This is a genomic window from Sodalis sp. RH22, assembly GCF_047324165.1.
Lineage (GTDB): Bacteria > Pseudomonadota > Gammaproteobacteria > Enterobacterales > Enterobacteriaceae > Acerihabitans.
Genome location: NZ_CP178731.1, coordinates 584,591 through 600,744 on the forward strand (window position 1 = coordinate 584,591; position 16,154 = coordinate 600,744).

Here is a 16,154-nt window from a genome sequence, read left to right on the forward strand (position 1 = left end):
GGAACGGTACCATGGAACAAACACATTATCCGGTGATTATCATCGGCGGCGGGCAGGCGGGACTGTCTATGAGCTACTGCCTGACTCAGCGGGGCATCGGGCATGTGATATTTGAGCGCCATCAGCTCGGCTGGGCCTGGCGGGCGCAGCGCTGGGACAGTTTTTGTCTGGTGACCCCTAACTGGCAGTGCAAATTGCCCGGTTTTCCCTATGACGGCGATGACCCGGACGGTTTTATGGTCAATGACCAGATCATCAATTACCTGGAGCGCTATGCCGAGCGTTTCGGGCCGCCGCTGCTCACCGGCATCAACGTGGAGCGGGTCAGCCGCCACGGCGGCGGGGGCTTTGTTCTGCACACCAGCCGCGGAACCTTCACTGCCGATAACGTGGTTGCCGCGGTGGGCAACTATCACCGGCGGCGTTTCCCCGCCCTGGCGGCCCGTTTACCGGGGACGATCCACCAGCTGCATTCGGCGGACTACCGTTGCCCCGCCGCCTTGCCCGAGGGCGAGGTCCTTGTGGTGGGGTCGGCCCAGTCCGGGGCGCAAATCGCCGAAGATCTGCATCTCGCCGGACGCCGGGTACATCTGTGCGTCGGCAGCGCGCCGCGGGTGAATCGTTTTTACCGCGGCCGCGACGTGGTGGCCTGGCTGGAGGACATGGGGCATTACCGGCTGACAGTGGACCACCATCCCCAGGGGGAAGATGCCCGACGTAAAACCAACCATTATGTCACCGGCCGCGACGGTGGCCGGGATATCGATTTGCGGCTGTTCGCCGGGCAGGGCATGCAACTGCACGGGCGGTTGCTGGACATTGATGAGGCGCGGGGGGGGCTGGTCACCGCAGACGATCTGGCGGCCAATCTTGATAATGCCGATGATACCGCCCGGCGCATCAGGGAGAATATCGATGAGTGGATTGCCGCCCGGGGCATCGACGCCCCCACGGAGCCGCCCTATCAGCCGATGTGGTTCCCGCCGCCGGGCCGGGGCGCTATCCCTTTGGGCAATCTCGCGGCCATTATCTGGGCGGTGGGATTCCATACCGATTTTAGCTGGATTGACCTGCCGGCGTTTGATGACAAGGGATACCCCCGCCATCGGCGCGGCGTGTCAGTGGAAGAAGGACTCCATTTCCTCGGTCTGCCCTGGCTGTGGACCTGGGGCTCGGGACGGTTCGAGGGAGTGGGGGAAGATGCGGAATACCTGGCGGAACACATCGCCGCCCGCCTGACGGCGCCGGCGCCGCAGGAGGTCCGTTATGCCGTTCGCTAACCGGACTGACAGTTCACTGCTGGATTGGTCGGCCGTCATCCCAGCGGATTTGCCAGTGCCTTCCCCGTCAGATTTAGCGCTGGATTCACCGGCCTCTTCCCCGCTGGATGAGGCTTTCTGGCGGCGTGAAGCGCAGCGCATCCACTGGCAGCGGCCGTTTCGCCAGGTGATGGCTTTAGAGCACGGTGGGCCGCACTGCCGCTGGTTTGCGGGCGGCGCCACCAACCTGTGTTATAACGCCGTGGATCGGCATTTGCCCCTGCGCGGCGGCCAAACGGCGCTCGTGTGCTGCGACCGGCAGGGCGCGGAGCAGCGATTCAGCTATGCCGAACTGCACCGGGAAGTGGTGGCCATGGCCTGGATCCTGCAACGGCAGGGGGTGGCGGCGGGAGATCGCGTGCTGCTCTGCCTGCCGGTCATGCCGCCGGCCCTGTTCGCCATGCTGGCCTGCGCCCGGCTGGGGGCTATCCATGTGGTGGTCTCGGCGCAGCTGAGCGCGGCGGCGCTGGCGGAGCGCATTCACCTGAGCCGGCCCCGTTTGCTGATCCTGGAGGATAAAATCAACCGCGCATTGCGGGAAGAGGGACTTGCGCCGCCCGCCGTTAACCGGATCATTGTCGGCGACAGCGGATCGGAAGCCATGCGCAATCCTGACGGCACCGACGATAGGGCGGCGGGTGAATACCCCGGTGACGGTGAACTCAGTTACCGGCGGCTGCGGGCGGCTTATCACAATGAGCCGATACCTTGTCGCTGGCTGCCCGCCGAGGCGCCGTCACAGCTGCTGTTCACCTCCGGCACCACCGGCACGCCCAAAGGCGTCGTGCGGGATACCGGCGGCTACGCCGTGGCGCTGTGCGCCTCGCTGCCGCATATTTTCAATACCGGCGAGAATGAAGTTTTTTTCACCACCGCCGATATCGGCTGGGTGACCGGACACAGCTATCTGGTCTGGGCGCCCCTGCTGGCCGGTTTCACCACCCTGGTGGTCACCGGCGGCGGCATGAATACCCCGGGGCGGCGCTGGTGGCAACTGATTGCCCGCCACGGCGTCACGCGTCTGCTTACCGTACCCGGCGCCATGCGTCTGGCCCGCATGCAAAGTGAAACCCTTGACCCGTCGCTGCCCTCCCTGCGCGCCGTCTATCTGGCCGGCGAGCCGCTGGACGCCAAAACCCGTCAATGGCTGGAGCAGGGCGCCGGCGTGCCGGTGTACGATCACTACTGGCAAACCGAAAGCGGCTGGCCGATCCTGGCCGGGCAGAGAGGCGCCCTGCGTCCGGTGATGGATCGCCGGGTAAGCATTGTGGATGAGCAAACCGGCCGCCCGGCGGCAACGGGCATGCTGGTGCTGCATGACCATCTGGGACCAGGGGGCATGCAAACCCTGTGGGGCCATGACGATGAGTTCGTGGCGCGCTATTGGCAGCATGACGGCGAGGGCTGGCGCTATCTGACGCAGGATCGCGCCCGCCGTGATGAACACGGCGCCATAACCATTCAGGGACGCATGGACGACACCATGAATATCGGCGGCAAGCGGCTGTCCACGGCGGAAGTAGAGCACGCGGCGCTGACGGTGCCCGGCATCGCCGAAGCGGCGGCGGTGGGTCTAGCGCATCCGCTACTGGGCCAGATGGTGCAGCTGTTCGTCGTCACGGCGCCGGAGGTGCCGGTAGCGCGGCATGCCGACATGCGCCGGTCGCTGGCGGCGGTTATCGTGGCCCGCTGCGGCCGCCATGGCCGGCCCCGGAACGTGATATTCCTCGAGTGCCTGCCCAAAACCTTCTCCGGAAAAATCATCCGGCGCTTTCTGCGGCGCCCGTAACCTTCTAACTCCTGGTAAAGCGCCAGCGTGGCCAACGCCGCGGCGCAGGCTACCGGATGCGCGCTCCAGGTATAACCGTGGAAAAACTCGATCTCCCCCTCGCCGGCAGCATTGATAATGCCGTCATGAATATCCCGGCTCACCGCCACGGCGCCCATAGGCAACGCACCGTTGGTGAGGGCTTTGGCCAGGGTGATGATATCCGGCCGGATATTAAAGGACTGGCTGGCGAATGCCCGGCCGGTCCGGCCGAAGCCGCAGATCACCTCGTCCATGATCAGCAGAATGTCATGCCGGTCGCAGATCTGGCGCAGCCGTTCCAGATAACCCACCGGCGGCACCAGCACGCCGGTGGATCCGGCGATGGGTTCCACCACGCAGGCGGCAATATTTTCCGCCCCGTGTAGCGTAATCAGGCGTAAAAGATCGTCCGCCAGGAAGTCGCCGTGCCCGGGTTGCCCGCGACTGTAGCGGTTCTCCGCCAGCCAGGTATGGCGCATATGCACTACCCGCGGCCCGACGCCGTCGAAATTCCGCCGGTTGTTGGGCAGCCCCGACAGGGCGACGCCGCCGAAATTGACGCCGTGATAAGCGCGTTCCCGCGACACGAAGATATTCCGGCTACCCCGGCCCTTGGCGCGGTGATACGCCAGGGCGATTTTCAGCGCGGTATCTACCGCTTCCGAGCCGGAACCGACAAAAAAAATCCTGTCAAGGCCGGGGGGCAGCAGCGCCGATAAGGCCTTGGCGGCGGCGAAGGCTCCCGGATGGCCGCGATAAAAGCTGGCGGTAAAATCCAGGGTCAGCATTTGCCGGTGAACCGCCTCGGCAAGCTCTTTACGCCCGTGGCCCAAGGCCGAGGCGAATAAACCCGACACCCCGTCCAGTATCGCCCGTCCGTCCGGATCATAATAATAATCTCCCTCCGCCCGGGCGAATAATTTGGGATCGTTACGGAAATCTTTATTTGGCGTAAACGGCAGCCAAAAATTATCGTTGAGAATATCCTGGTAATGGGCAGTCATGATTGTCACCAACGTCATCTTCAGGCTCGCCCCATGCCGGGCTGAAAATATGCCCGCTGGGGACTTTAGTCAGCATTTAATGGATTTTGTCCGGCGCGAAATCATTGGCGACCACTTCCCCCTGCGGCCGGATGGCATCGCTTGCGGCGGCAGGGCTGTTCGTCGCCACGTCCAGATGGGGGAAGACCAGTTCCGACACGCGATAGGCTTCCTCCAGATGCGGATAGCCGGACAGGATAAAGGTATCGATACCTAAATCCGCATACTCGGCGATGCGCCGGGCGACGGTGGGGCCGTCCCCCACCAGAGCGGTGCCGGCGCCGGCCCGCACCAGCCCGACCCCGGCCCACAGATTGGGACTTATTTCCAAATGATCCCGGCTGCCGTCGTGCAGTGCCGCCATGCGCTGCTGTCCCACCGAATCAAACCGGGCGAACGATGCCCGGGCGCGGGCGATGGTTTCATCGTCCACATGGACAATCAGCCGCCGGGCATCCTGCCAGGCCTCTTCCGTGGTTTCACGCACAATCACGTGCAGGCGAATGCCGAAGCGGATTTGCCGTCCCAGCGCGGCGGCCTTTTCCCGTACCTGGGCGATTTTTTCCGCCAGCTGCGCCGGCGGCTCGCCCCAGGTCAGATAAAGCTCCACCTGCTCTGCCGCCAGATCCTGCGCGGCATCGGACGAACCGCCGAAATAAAGCGGCGGCCGAGGTTGTTGCACCGGCGGGAACATCAGGCGCGCCCCCTCCACCTGCACATGTTTGCCCTGGAAATTCACCGTCTCGCCCTCCAGCACCCGCCGCCAGACATGGGTAAATTCCGCCGCGGCTTCATAACGTTCGGCGTGATCGAGAAATACCCCTTCCGCCGCCAGTTCGTCGGGATCGCCGCCGGTCACCAGGTTGAAGAGCGCCCGGCCTTGGGACAGACGATCCAGCGTCGCCGCCTGACGGGCCGCCAGGGTAGGGGAAATCACTCCCGGCCGCAGCGCCACCAGGAACTTTAGCCGCTGGGTGACGGGGATCAGCGACGCCGCCACCAGCCAAGAGTCTTCACAAGAGCGGCCGGTGGGGATCAGCACGCCGCCGAAACCCACCCGTTCCGCCGCCTGGGCAATCTGCTGCAGATAAGCGTGGTCCACCGTGCGCGCGCCGCGTGGCGTGCCGAGATAGCGCCCGTCGCCATGGGTAGGGAGAAACCAGAAAAGATTGAGGCTCATGGACGGCTCCTGCTGAATAAAACGACGAGTAACGGTTATGATGGACAGCCGGAGCCGGTGCTCCAACTGATATATATGGCATTCCAAATGCGTAAAACAGCTATACCCGTCATCATTCACGCTGCAGGTGCGTTGGCAACACTCGGCCTCGTTCCTTCGGGGCCGTAGCGGCGGCCGAGACGCTGGCGGGCCCGGCTGATGATCTCCTCGACGGTGTCCGCCGGCAGTCGGATGTCCCCCGGCAGGTATGGCCGTCCCAGCAGCCGGTATTTGTCGCTGCCCAGCCGGTGATAGGGCAGGATTTCATAGCTGACGTCCGCCAGGGGCAGAATAAAATCAATGATGCGGGCGATAGCGTCCCAGCTATCGTTAAACGCGGGGATCAGCGGCGTGCGCACATGGATCGGCAAACGGGGAAACTGCCGGCGCAACGCCAGCAGGTTGGCCAGTATCCGGCGGTTGGAACGCCCGGTAAACCCGCGGTGAGCGGCGTCGTTCAGGTTTTTGATATCAAAATAGACGCCGTCGCAATAGCCCGCCAGCGCCCGTAATGCCGGCCAGGGGCCGTAACCGCAGGTTTCCAGCAGGGTATCGATATGCCGTTTTTGGGCTTCCCGCAGCAGGGCCAGGGCGAAATCCGCCTGCATCAGGGGTTCACCGCCGCTGAGGGTAACCCCGCCCCGTGAGCGCGCATAAAACAGGCTGTCCGCCTCGGCAATATCCATCACGCGCGCCGCCGTTATCCGCTGACCGAAGGCGTGCAGGGCATGGCTGGAACAGGCGGGCAGGCATTGCAGGCACTGCCGGCAGGTATCCGTGTTCAGCCGGACAACTCCGTCGGCCCCATACGCCAGGCTGTGGGAAAGGCATTGTCCGATGCACAGGCCGCAGTCCCGTCCGAGGCATTTTTTTTCGTCCAGCGTGATTTCCGGCAATACACCCTGGGATTCCGGATTGCTGCACCAGACGCAGCGCAGCGGGCAGCCTTTCAGAAAGACCAGCGTGCGGATACCGTCACCGTCATGCAGGGAGTAACGCTGTATATTGAAAATCCAGCCCGTCTCTGCCCCATCGGTCCGGCGCGTCGACGGAGCCGGCAAAGCCGTGGCGGGGATTCGCAACGACAAAGCCTCCGGATCAGAAGATTTCATGGCCGGTCCTGGCAATCAAATCATCCTGCAGGTCCGGCGAGAGGTCAGTGAAATAGGCGCTGTAGCCGGCAATCCTGACAATCAGGCCGCGAAAGCGCTCCGGGTCGGCTTTGGCCGCCAGCAGGGTCTCCCGGTTGATGACGTTGAACTGGATATGCCACAGCTTCAGGTCGCACCAGACCTTGATAAAATCGCACAGCTTGCGGGTGCCCGCCTCGCCGGCCAGTACCGAGGGGGTGAATTTGACGTTAAGCAAGCGGGCGGCGCGCTCGCGAAACCGGTAATTCTTGGTGTGGTAATTGGACAGCAGCACCGCGGTGGGGCCTTGGCTGTCGCAGCCCTGGGAGGCCGACGAACCGTCCGATAGCGGACTGTAGGCCTTGCGGCCGTTGGGGGTGGCGTGCACCACCTTGCCGAACGGCACATGCGAGGTAAAAGGCACCAGCCGCAGATCCATATGCACGCCCAGAGAGCGGGAATAGCGCTGGGTAAATTCCAGACAGATTTTATCCAGGGCCTTGCCGATATCGTCGGCGTAGGGATCGTTATTGCCGTATTTGGGCGCGTCCCGCAGCAGGGCGCGGACAGTGGGATGGCCGTTGAAATCGTCGGCCAGCGCCGCCAGCAATTGTCCCATGGAAAGACGTTTTTCTTCATAGACCCATTTTTTTATTGCCGCCAGGGAATCAATGACCGTGCCGTACCCCATAAACTCGAAATAACCCAAATCGATACCGCCGTTGATGTCCGGCTGGTGGATATCCATGCCGGCGTCCATCGCCAGGTCGTGCAGGGCGGAACCCAGCGGCCAGGCAAAATGCCGGGCGCGTAAATCAATGATGATTTTTTGCTGGATAAACGCATGGCGAAGGAAATTCAGATGCTGTTTTACATAAGCCTGCCAGAATGCCTCCCAGTCCGCGAATTCCCCCGGATCGCCGGTTTCGATACCCAGCAATTCCCCGCCGTAGCGTTTCATCCGGCCGTTGTACAAGGTCATCTCCAGCGCCGCCGGAAAGTTGATATAGGCGCAGGGGCTGGTATAGGTATCGCGGTTCGGCATCCGGCACTCGGCGCAGCCGGACACCGCGAAATCATAGGCTTCGCTGAACGCGGCCCCCTTCGCCAGCAGCAGCGGCACCACTTCTTCATCGTTGATGAGTTTTGGAAATCCGGCGCCGTCTTTAATGGTTTGCGCCACTTCATAGAGAAAACGCGGCGGAGTACGGCTATGGATGCGGGCCGCCAGGTCCGGATAGTGCAACGGAAATTCCCGCTTCGATCGCAGGAACAGATAGGATAGCGCATTGACGGCGTCCAAACCTTCCGGCGTCTGGCCGCCGATGGTGACCGCTTCCCAATGGGCGTAGCCTTCGTTAAAGGCGCCGCCGGTGGGGGAGATGTACAAATCCACGAACTGCGCCATGGCGATCCACATGCAGGCCAGCCATTCCAGGGCCTGCTCTTCGGTCAGCAGGCCGCGATCGAGATCCCGCCGGTAATAAGGGTAAAGGTACTGATCCATGCGGCCGTTGGAGATAATGGTGCCGGTTTTCTGCTCCAGGCGGGAAAACATCTGGGTGAACCACTGCGCCTGCAGCGCATCGCGAAAATCCCGCGCCGGGTGTTCCGGCACCCGGGCACAGCGCTCGGCGATGGCCTCCAGCTCCTGCCGCCGTACGGGATCGGGCTCCCGTTCCGCCAAATCCCGCGCCAGCGCGGCATGGCGTCCGGCCCACAGAATCACCGCCTCGGCGCTGAGGATAATGGCCTGCAGGAACGGTGCCTTTTCAACATTGTCCGACGGATCGAAGGGATCCAGCGCCGCCAGCCGGCGCTGTGCATCCTCCTTTATCCCCTTAAACCCCAGCCGCAGCACTTTGTCGTAGTCATGTACCCACTGAATGGAAGACCGGAACGACGAGGTCTCGTTGACGATAAAACGGGACGTCAGGGCGTCGGCGGGATCGTAGGTAAGGCGCAGCGTCTCATCGGGCAGGGCGCGGGCCAGGTCTTCATGGTAGGTTTTGCCCCGCCAGTAGGGGGATACCACCCGTTTGATGATATCCACCTCCGCCGGTTCGACGGTAAACGGCGATTCCACCCGCCGGGGCAGCTGTTCCAGCGCCCGCTCCAGAAAATCGCCGTCCAGTTCCGGATAAAGAATGCCGTAGCGGCCGGGTTTGCCGCCCCGGCCGACAATCAACTGATCTTCATCGATATACACCTGGATATGCCCGGCGATGTGATACATCGCCTTCGCCCAGCGCAGGATCAGTAATTCCCCTTCCGTTTGCGCCATGGACTCGGTGAAATAGCGCGCCCGTTCCACATCGACTGCCGGTTTGGCGTGCTGGATACGGGCCAGCAGGCGATGGGTCCGATCCGTGGCGACGGGCTTGCCGTCGGGATGCAGCAGCCGCGCTTCCTGCGGCGAGAGTACCAGGGCTTGCTTCACGTTATTGCCTGCCTTAAGTCGTCAATAATAAAATTATATTCTCTCAATAATCCGAAACGCCGCTTGCAGCGGCCCCAAAGGGCGAGGCTTACGGAGTAGCCGAGTCACACAGCCAACACACCTGCAGCTTGAATTATGGCGGGTCTATTGATTAACGCTCCCGGAGCGCAACGTGCCGTCTCCCTGCGCGCCCTGAACGCCGCTGGAAAAGATGCGTTCCAGGATTTCGCTTTCCAATGCCGCCTGCCGGGCCTGCCCATGGCCGCGGGGACGTGGCAAATCGATGGCGATATCCAGGCCGATATGCCCCTGCTCCAGCAGGATGACCCGATCCGCCAGGGTCACCGCTTCATGCACATCGTGCGTCACCAGCAGCAGGGTAAAACCCTGTTCTCGCCACAGGGTCTCAATCAGGCGCTGCATCTCGATACGGGTTAACGCATCAAGGGCCCCCAGGGGTTCATCCAGCAGCAGTAGGCGCGGACGATGAATCAAAGCCCGCGCCAGCGCCACCCGCTGCTTCTGCCCGCCGGACAGGGTGGAAGGCCAGTCGCCGGCCCGCCCGGCCAATCCGACGGTGTCAAGAGCGGCCAGGGCGCGCTCCCTGGCGTCCTTGCCCAGGCCGAGGCCCACGTTATCCACGACCTTTTTCCAGGGTAATAACCGGTCGTCCTGGAACATCAGCCGTATATCGTTTTGCCTGGCGCGCAGCGGAGCATTGCCGGAGGAGAGATCGCCGCGGTCCGGCCGGTCAAGACCGGCCAGCAGGCGCAACAGGGTGCTTTTGCCGCAGCCGCTGCGCCCGACGATGGCCACGCACTGTCCGGCGGGGATGGCGAGATCCACATTGCCCAGCACCCGGTGGCCATGGAAAGACTTCTCCAATTGGCGCAATGCCAGGGGGATGCCGCGATTAACCGGGTAGACGTTAACGCTCATGCCGTTGCCCTCGTCTTCTGGTAAGCCGGATGCCAGCGCAGCCAGACGCGTTCCAGCGCCCGGGCGGCGCTGTCCGCCGCCTTGCCGAGGATGGCGTATAAAATAATGGCTACCACTACCACGTCGGTTTGCAAAAATTCACGGGCATTCATGGCCAGATAGCCAATGCCCGAATTGGCGGAGATGGTTTCCGCCACAATCAGCGTCAACCACATGAAACCCAGCGCGAAACGGACTCCCACCAGTATGGAAGGCAGGGCGCCGGGCAAAATAACCTGATAAAACAGCGAAAAACCCGACAGTCCGTAATTTCGGGCCATTTCCACCAGGCCGGCGTCCACATTGCGCACGCCGTGGTAGGTATTAAGATAAATGGGGAACAGCGTGCCGAGGGCCACCAGGAAAATCTTTGCCGATTCATCAATGCCGAACCACAAAATCACCAGCGGGATCAGCGCCAGATGCGGCACGTTGCGAATCATCTGCACCGTGCTGTCCAGCAGCAGCGCCCCCCAGCGGGACAGGCCGGTGATAAAGCCCAGCAGCAGACCGATGGAGCCGCCGATGGCGAATCCCACCGCGGCGCGCCAACTGCTGATGGCCAAATGCTGCCATAGCTCGCCGCTGTACATTAACCGCCAGGCCGCGGTGACCACCGCGCTCGGCGCCGGCAGGATCCGGCTGGACAGCCAGCCGGCGCTCACCGCCGCTTGCCAGGATACCATTAACAGCACCGGCAGCAGCCAGGGCGCAAGACGTTCGGAAAGCTCGAGGGTAATGCGTTTCATCCCGTGCTCCTGTAAGGTGCGCATCGGACGGTCCGCCGCTACTGTGCGGGCGGCGTCCAGACGGCTTGTGAGACATTCAGGCTTTGCGGAATCAATTTCAATTGGGTGAACGTATCCGCAATCCGTTGCTGGCCGGCGGTCACCGCCGGGGTAATAAACGCAGCCTGATAATTTTGCCGTTCCACCGCAATGCGGGTGATATTCTCCGGCAGCCCCAGCAGGGGAGCCACCTGGCGGGTTACCGCCGCGGGGTCTTCAACGGCCTTCTTATCCACCAGCCGGATTTGCCTGACCAGCTCGGTAATCACCCGGGGATGGGCCGTGGCGAAGTCCCGGGTGGCGAGATAAAACTGATAGTTATCCACGATGCCCTGGCCGTTTCGCAGGGTCCGCGCCTGCAGCTGTTGTTCGGCGGCGGCGGCGAACGGATCCCAAATCACCCAGGCATCCACGCTGCCCTGGATAAAGGCCGCGCGCGCATCGGCGGGGGAGAGATAGACCGGGGTGATATCGCCATAGCTCAGGCCGGCTTCCTGCAGCGCCCGCACCAGTAGGTAATGCACATTCGACCCTTTATTCAGCGCGACTTTTTTACCTTTCAAATCCCCCACCTTGCGCAGGGCGGACTCTTTCGGCACCAGAATGGCTTCCGCGGTGGGCGAGGCCGGTTCATTGGCGATATAAACCAGATTGGCCCCGGCGGCCTGAGCGAATACCGGTGGCGTTTCGCCGGTAAATCCAAAATCAATGGAGCCGACGTTCAATCCTTCCAGCAGTTGCGGACCGCCGGGGAACTCCGTCCATTTCACCCTTATGCCCTGCGAGGCCAGGCTTTTTTCCAGCGAGCCTTCCCCTTTCAGCAAAACCAGGGTGGTGCCGGATTTCTGATAGCCGATACGCAGGGTATCGGCGCCATAGGCACCGGCCGAGACGGCCAATGAAAGCAATAATGCAATACCGCCGCGCAGATTCATCATTTCTTTCCATCTTTATGAGTGAAAAGAAAATCCTAACAGCGCGGGAAATTGTTCGGTAAATGTTATTTTCAGCTTTGGATAGATATTCTTTTGCTAAAAGAAAAATCATATTCATAAATATAGGGCCGCTGTTAATAGCCGGTATGAAAATATTCTAATAAAGTAATGTTGTTATATGGATGTTTATCTTAAAGGGCTTTTGTGTTTCTAAAATGCCGGATCCAAGGCGGCGTTGAGCGTTTTCCCTCCTGGCGAAAGCCTGCCGGCAAGGCCGGGAACCGGACCGGATATTAAGGGATAAAATAGACTATCTAAAGTTGATTATATACTTTGACAGTACAGGGCAACTCTTGGAGCTTACTATTACCTATTCTTGTCGGATACCGTTATGTCTCGCTTTACGTTTACCTTGCGCCGTCTTATTTTTATCGCCGTTCCTTTATTGGCTTTATTGATTCAATTCAATGCGCGGGCGGAAACCGTTCTGCGTATCGGTTATCAAAAATCCTCCACCTTGCTGACCCTGGTGAAATTGCAGGGCACGCTGGAAAAAGAACTGGCTCCCCGGGGAATTAAGGTCAGCTGGTATGAATTTTCCAGCGGCCTGCCGCTGTTGGAGGCCCTGAATATCGGTAATGTGGATGTCTCCGCCGACGTGGCGGATACCGTGCCGGTCTTCGCCCAGGCGGCCGGCGCCGATTTGACCTATTTTGCCCGTGAAGAGCCCTCGCCGGATGCCCAGGCAATCCTGGTGCCGCAAAATTCACCGCTGAAATCCCTGGAAGATTTGAAAGGCAAACGCATCGCGGTCACCAAAGCGGCGGGCAGCCATTATTTGCTCATCGTTGCCCTGGCGAAGGCCCACCTGACATTCCATGATATCACCCCGGCTTACCTGACCCCGGCGGACGGCCTGGCGGCGTTTGAAACCGGGCAGGTGGACGCCTGGGTAACCTGGGAACCCTTTGTCGCCGCCGCCGAACGCCGGCAGCATGCCCGCGTGCTGGCGCCGGGGCAGGGGCTGGCCAGCTATCAGCGCTATTATCTGGCGTCCAGTTCCTATGCGCGGCAGCATCCCGAGATCCTGGAGCTGATTTACCGGCAGTTGGAACACACCGGCGCCTGGGTCAAGTCCCATCCGGCCGCTGCGGCGAAATTGCTGGGACCGTTATGGGGCAATCTGGACGTGGCCACCGTGGAACAGGCCAATGCCCATCGCACCTATCAGGTAAAACCGGTGACCCTTGAGAGCCTCGGCGAACAGCAGCGCATCGCCGACGCGTTTTTTGCCGCGGGATTATTGCCTAAACACATTAATGCCCAGGCGGTGCCGGTCTGGCAGCCGGCCGCCGCGAAATGAGCCCGGCGACACCCTCGCCGGCCTCCCTCTCCCCGGCCGGGGAGGAAACGGCGCCGGCCCGGCTGATTCACTCCCTGGTGGCGCGGGCGCGGGAGGCGCAGCGGCGGATAGACGGTTACAGCCAGGAGCAAATCGATTTGGTGGTGAGCGCCCTGGGCTGGGCGGTGATCAATCCCGCCAATAACCGGGCCTTGGCAACCCTGGCGGTAGAGGATACCGGTCTGGGCAATGTCGAAGATAAGGTCATCAAAAATCATCGCAAGACGCTGGGGCTGCTGCGGGATCTGCACGGTAAAAAAACCGTCGGCGTGATTGGCGAAGATCCGCAGCGCGGGATCGTCGACATTGCGCGGCCGGTGGGGGTCGTGGCCGCCGTGACGCCCTCTACCAACCCGGTGGCCACGGTAATCAATAACATTATCAATGCCGTGAAATGCCGCAACGCCGTTATCGTGGCGCCGTCGCCGAAAGGGGCCGCCAGCTGCGCCCGATTGCTGGCGCTAATCTACCCGGAGCTGGATGTCCTGCGGGTTCCCCGCGATCTGGTGCAAATGCTGCCCGCCCCCGTCCGCCGCGAGCACACGCAGTTGCTGATGGGCGCGGCGGACCTGGTTATCGTCACCGGTTCCCAGGCCAATGTCCGGGCCGCGACGCAAAGCGGTACGCCCACCTTCGGCGTCGGTGTCGGCAACGTGGCCACGATTATCAGCGAATCGGCGGATTTGACCGCGGCCGCCCGCAAGATAGCGGATTCGAAAACCTTTGATAACGCCACCAGCTGTTCCGCGGAAAACAGCATCATCATCCCGTCCGGCCGCTACCGGCCGATGCTGGACGCCCTGGCGGCACAGGGCGGCGTGGTATTGACGGCACGGGAAAAGGCCCGGCTGCAACGGGTCCTTTGGCCCGACGGCGGCGGCAAGCTGGCGCGGGATCGGGTGGGCCGATCCGCGTTGTTGCTGGCTGAAGCGGCCGGATTAACGCGATCCGCCTGCCGGAGTGCCCGTTTTTTCATCGTCGAGGAAGAGGGGGTGGGCGAACGCTTTCCCTTTTCCGGTGAAAAACTTTCGCCGGTGTTAACCGCCTATCGGGCGGATGATTTTCACCAGGCATGCGACCGGGTCAGGGCGCTTTATGCCTGGCAAGGGGCCGGCCACTCCGTCGGCCTGCACGGCACCGATCCGGCGGAGGCGCTGACGGCGGGACTCACCCTGCCGGTGAGCCGCGTTATCGTCAATCAAGCCCACAGTTTTGCCGCCGGCGGCAATTTTGATAACGGATTGCCCTTTACCCTGACCCTGGGCTGCGGCACCTGGGGCAAAAATCACTTCTCCGACAATCTCAATTACCGGCATTTTTATAATAAGGTCCGCATCTCGCGCCCCATAGAGGAAAATATCCCTTCGCTGGATAGGCTGTTCGGCGATTATCTGCGCAGGAAGGGATCGTGAAGGGCAGCGGCGAAGCAACGGTGAACGGCGCCGAAGCCGAAGAAGCGGCCTTGGGCAACACCGGCGCCGAAGCAGAGAGAGCAGCGCGGGGCGACACAGGCACCGAAGAGGAGGACGCGGCGCCAGACGCCGCCGACTCGCTGCCGGCGGTGCTGGCCCGGCATCTGCGTGAGGGCGCCGATCGGGTTTTCCTGATTTGTCCGGAGACCGAACGCACCCTCACCTTCGCACAGCTGGCCCTGGCCGCCCGGCGCCAGGACGAGCGGTTAATGGCCACCGGCCACCGGCCCGGTGATCATATCGCGCTGCTGCTGCCCGGCGGCTTTGACACCGTGGCGCTTTGCCTATCATGCATGCTGACGGGTTACGTGCCGGTGCCCCTGAGTTTGCTGGCCGCCGACACGGCCCTGGCGTGGATTATCACCCATTGCGGCACTAAAACCGTCATCACCAGCCGGGAGTCTGCCCCTCGCCTGCGGAGGGTGCTGGACAGCCTGCCGCCGGCAGGCCGTCCCTTGATGGTGATCCGCGAACGGGACCTGCCGATGGACGATGCGGTCATCTGCAAGCCGCACCCCGCCGACGATCCGGCCGCCTGTCCGCGGCAGTTGTCCGCCCGGAGCCCGGCGCTGTTGATGTATACCTCGGGCACCACCGGCCTGCCCAAAGGGGTTGTTATGACCCACGGCAATATGCTGGCCGCGGCGGAACGCATCGCACGTTGGCATCGGCTTACGCCGCAGGATCGTCTGCTGTGCGCGTTGCCGCTTTACCACATCAACGGCCAGGTCATCGGGACGCTGGTTCCCTTTGTCAGCGGCGGCAGTCTGGTGGCGCCGCGGCGTTTTTCCGTCTCCCGCTGGTGGGGCATGGTGGCGCGTTATCACTGCACCTGGCTCAACCTGGTGCCCACCATGATAGCCTTCCTTTTGCACGGCGCTTCCGACGGCGATGCCCGCTATCCCTGGGTCAAATTCGCCCGCTCCGCCTCCGCGCCGCTGCCGCCCGCCCGGCACCGGCAATTCGAGCAGCGGTTCGGCATAACGGTCATCGAGGGCATGGGTATGACGGAGTCGGGTTCGCTGGCATTCTGCAATCCCCATACCGGCCGGGTATATGGCAGCGTCGGCTTGCCCTGCGGCATTGAGACCGCCGTTGCCGGTCCCGGCGGGGAGCGGCTGGCGGATAATCGCTGCGGCGAAATCCTCCTGCGGGGCCCAAACATCATGGCCGGCTATCATCTGGACAGCGCACAAACCGCGGCGGCCATTGACGCCGGCGGCTGGCTGCATACCGGCGATCTTGGCTATCGCGACGCGCGCGGATTCTATTTCATTACCGGGCGGATGAAAGAGATCATCATCAAGGGCGGAGAAAACATCGCCCCGCGGGAAATCGACGAGGCGCTGGCGGATTTCCCCGGCCTGAGTGACGCGGCCGCTTTTGCGATACCCGATGCCGATTACGGTCAAAATATCGCGGCGGCGCTGGTATTGCGGGCCGGCATGGTTCTGGATGAGGCCGGATTGCGGGCATGGTGCCTGGAGCGGTTGGGGAGTTTCAAAGCGCCGGTGTGTTTTTATATCGTTACGGCATTACCTCGGGGTGGCTCGGGTAAAGTGCAGCGATTGGCGCTCTGCGCCAGATTCCCCCATGGCTGATGTAGCCATATCGCTAC

Annotated in this window: 11 protein-coding genes and 1 pseudogene; 5 read left to right on the forward strand and 7 right to left on the reverse strand. The window is 62.1% G+C overall.

The features are described from left to right. Positions 1-11: 11 nt before the first annotated feature. Both ACL2XN_RS02730 and ACL2XN_RS02735 read left to right on the forward strand, forming a co-directional pair. Positions 12-1,280 carry an MSMEG_0569 family flavin-dependent oxidoreductase gene (locus ACL2XN_RS02730; protein WP_413730190.1) on the forward strand — a complete coding sequence of 423 codons (1,269 nt, stop codon included), beginning with the start codon at positions 12-14 and terminating at the stop codon, positions 1,278-1,280. Beyond that, positions 1,267-3,108, forward strand: coding sequence for an AMP-binding protein (locus ACL2XN_RS02735; RefSeq protein ID WP_413730191.1), 1,842 nt, complete (start codon positions 1,267-1,269; stop codon positions 3,106-3,108). The genes ACL2XN_RS02730 and ACL2XN_RS02735 overlap by 14 nt, the downstream gene beginning before the upstream one ends. A gap of 68 nt (positions 3,109-3,176) precedes the next feature. On the opposite strand, the pseudogene ACL2XN_RS02740 reads toward ACL2XN_RS02735, so the two are convergent. The 7 genes and pseudogenes from ACL2XN_RS02740 to ACL2XN_RS02770 form a co-directional block, all read right to left on the reverse strand. Continuing rightward, positions 3,177-4,151: pseudogene (locus ACL2XN_RS02740) on the reverse strand (aminotransferase class III-fold pyridoxal phosphate-dependent enzyme); the annotation flags it as partial. 58 nt (positions 4,152-4,209) lie between these two features. Further along, entirely contained in the window at positions 4,210-5,352 is a 1,143-nt protein-coding gene (ssuD, locus tag ACL2XN_RS02745; RefSeq protein ID WP_413730192.1) for an FMNH2-dependent alkanesulfonate monooxygenase, read from the reverse strand. A 116-nt stretch (positions 5,353-5,468) separates the two neighbouring features. Further along, positions 5,469-6,503, reverse strand: a complete 1,035-nt coding sequence (locus tag ACL2XN_RS02750) for a glycyl-radical enzyme activating protein (protein ID WP_413730194.1) — start codon at positions 6,501-6,503, stop codon at positions 5,469-5,471. Beyond that, positions 6,490-8,961 (reverse strand): glycyl radical protein, encoded by a 2,472-nt coding sequence (locus tag ACL2XN_RS02755; RefSeq protein ID WP_413730195.1) that lies wholly within the window; start codon positions 8,959-8,961, stop codon positions 6,490-6,492. Before ACL2XN_RS02755 ends, ACL2XN_RS02750 begins: the two co-directional genes overlap by 14 nt. Before the next feature lie 144 nt (positions 8,962-9,105). Beyond that, positions 9,106-9,900 carry an aliphatic sulfonates ABC transporter ATP-binding protein gene (gene ssuB / locus ACL2XN_RS02760; protein WP_413730196.1) on the reverse strand — a complete coding sequence of 265 codons (795 nt, stop codon included), beginning with the start codon at positions 9,898-9,900 and terminating at the stop codon, positions 9,106-9,108. Further along, the gene (gene ssuC, locus ACL2XN_RS02765) at positions 9,897-10,688 is read right to left on the reverse strand and encodes an aliphatic sulfonate ABC transporter permease SsuC (protein ID WP_413730197.1); all 792 of its coding nucleotides are present in this window, start codon (positions 10,686-10,688) and stop codon (positions 9,897-9,899) included. The genes ssuB and ssuC overlap by 4 nt, the downstream gene beginning before the upstream one ends. 38 nt (positions 10,689-10,726) lie before the next feature. Then, positions 10,727-11,665: a sulfonate ABC transporter substrate-binding protein gene (locus ACL2XN_RS02770; RefSeq protein WP_413730199.1), complete on the reverse strand. Its 939-nt coding sequence runs from the start codon at positions 11,663-11,665 to the stop codon at positions 10,727-10,729. A 388-nt stretch (positions 11,666-12,053) separates the two neighbouring features. Between ACL2XN_RS02770 and ACL2XN_RS02775 the strand changes: the two genes are divergently transcribed. Genes ACL2XN_RS02775 through ACL2XN_RS02785 form a run of 3 tightly spaced genes read left to right on the forward strand, consistent with a single transcriptional unit; the run spans position 12,054 to position 16,137 of the window. Then, on the forward strand, positions 12,054-13,025 hold the full coding sequence (locus ACL2XN_RS02775) for an aliphatic sulfonate ABC transporter substrate-binding protein (RefSeq protein ID WP_413730201.1): 972 nt from the start codon (positions 12,054-12,056) through the stop codon (positions 13,023-13,025). Next, positions 13,022-14,476, forward strand: a complete 1,455-nt coding sequence (gene sauS / locus ACL2XN_RS02780; protein ID WP_413730202.1) for an acylating sulfoacetaldehyde dehydrogenase — start codon at positions 13,022-13,024, stop codon at positions 14,474-14,476. Before ACL2XN_RS02775 ends, sauS begins: the two co-directional genes overlap by 4 nt. Then, positions 14,473-16,137, forward strand: coding sequence for an AMP-binding protein (locus ACL2XN_RS02785; RefSeq protein ID WP_413730203.1), 1,665 nt, complete (start codon positions 14,473-14,475; stop codon positions 16,135-16,137). The genes sauS and ACL2XN_RS02785 overlap by 4 nt, the downstream gene beginning before the upstream one ends. The last annotated feature ends 17 nt before the right edge of the window (positions 16,138-16,154 follow it).

Excerpts from the sequence above, each read along its gene's own strand:
- ACL2XN_RS02730 (WP_413730190.1), top strand. The coding sequence starts at position 12 with ATGGAACAAACACATTATCCGGTGATTATCATCGGCGGCGGGCAGGCG.
- ACL2XN_RS02735 (WP_413730191.1), top strand. The coding sequence starts at position 1,267 with ATGCCGTTCGCTAACCGGACTGACAGTTCACTGCTGGATTGGTCGGCC.
- ssuD (WP_413730192.1), bottom strand. The coding sequence starts at position 5,352 with ATGAGCCTCAATCTTTTCTGGTTTCTCCCTACCCATGGCGACGGGCGC.
- ACL2XN_RS02750 (WP_413730194.1), bottom strand. The coding sequence starts at position 6,503 with ATGAAATCTTCTGATCCGGAGGCTTTGTCGTTGCGAATCCCCGCCACG.
- ssuB (WP_413730196.1), bottom strand. The coding sequence starts at position 9,900 with ATGAGCGTTAACGTCTACCCGGTTAATCGCGGCATCCCCCTGGCATTG.
- ssuC (WP_413730197.1), bottom strand. The coding sequence starts at position 10,688 with ATGAAACGCATTACCCTCGAGCTTTCCGAACGTCTTGCGCCCTGGCTG.
- ACL2XN_RS02770 (WP_413730199.1), bottom strand. The coding sequence starts at position 11,665 with ATGATGAATCTGCGCGGCGGTATTGCATTATTGCTTTCATTGGCCGTC.
- ACL2XN_RS02775 (WP_413730201.1), top strand. The coding sequence starts at position 12,054 with ATGTCTCGCTTTACGTTTACCTTGCGCCGTCTTATTTTTATCGCCGTT.
- sauS (WP_413730202.1), top strand. The coding sequence starts at position 13,022 with ATGAGCCCGGCGACACCCTCGCCGGCCTCCCTCTCCCCGGCCGGGGAG.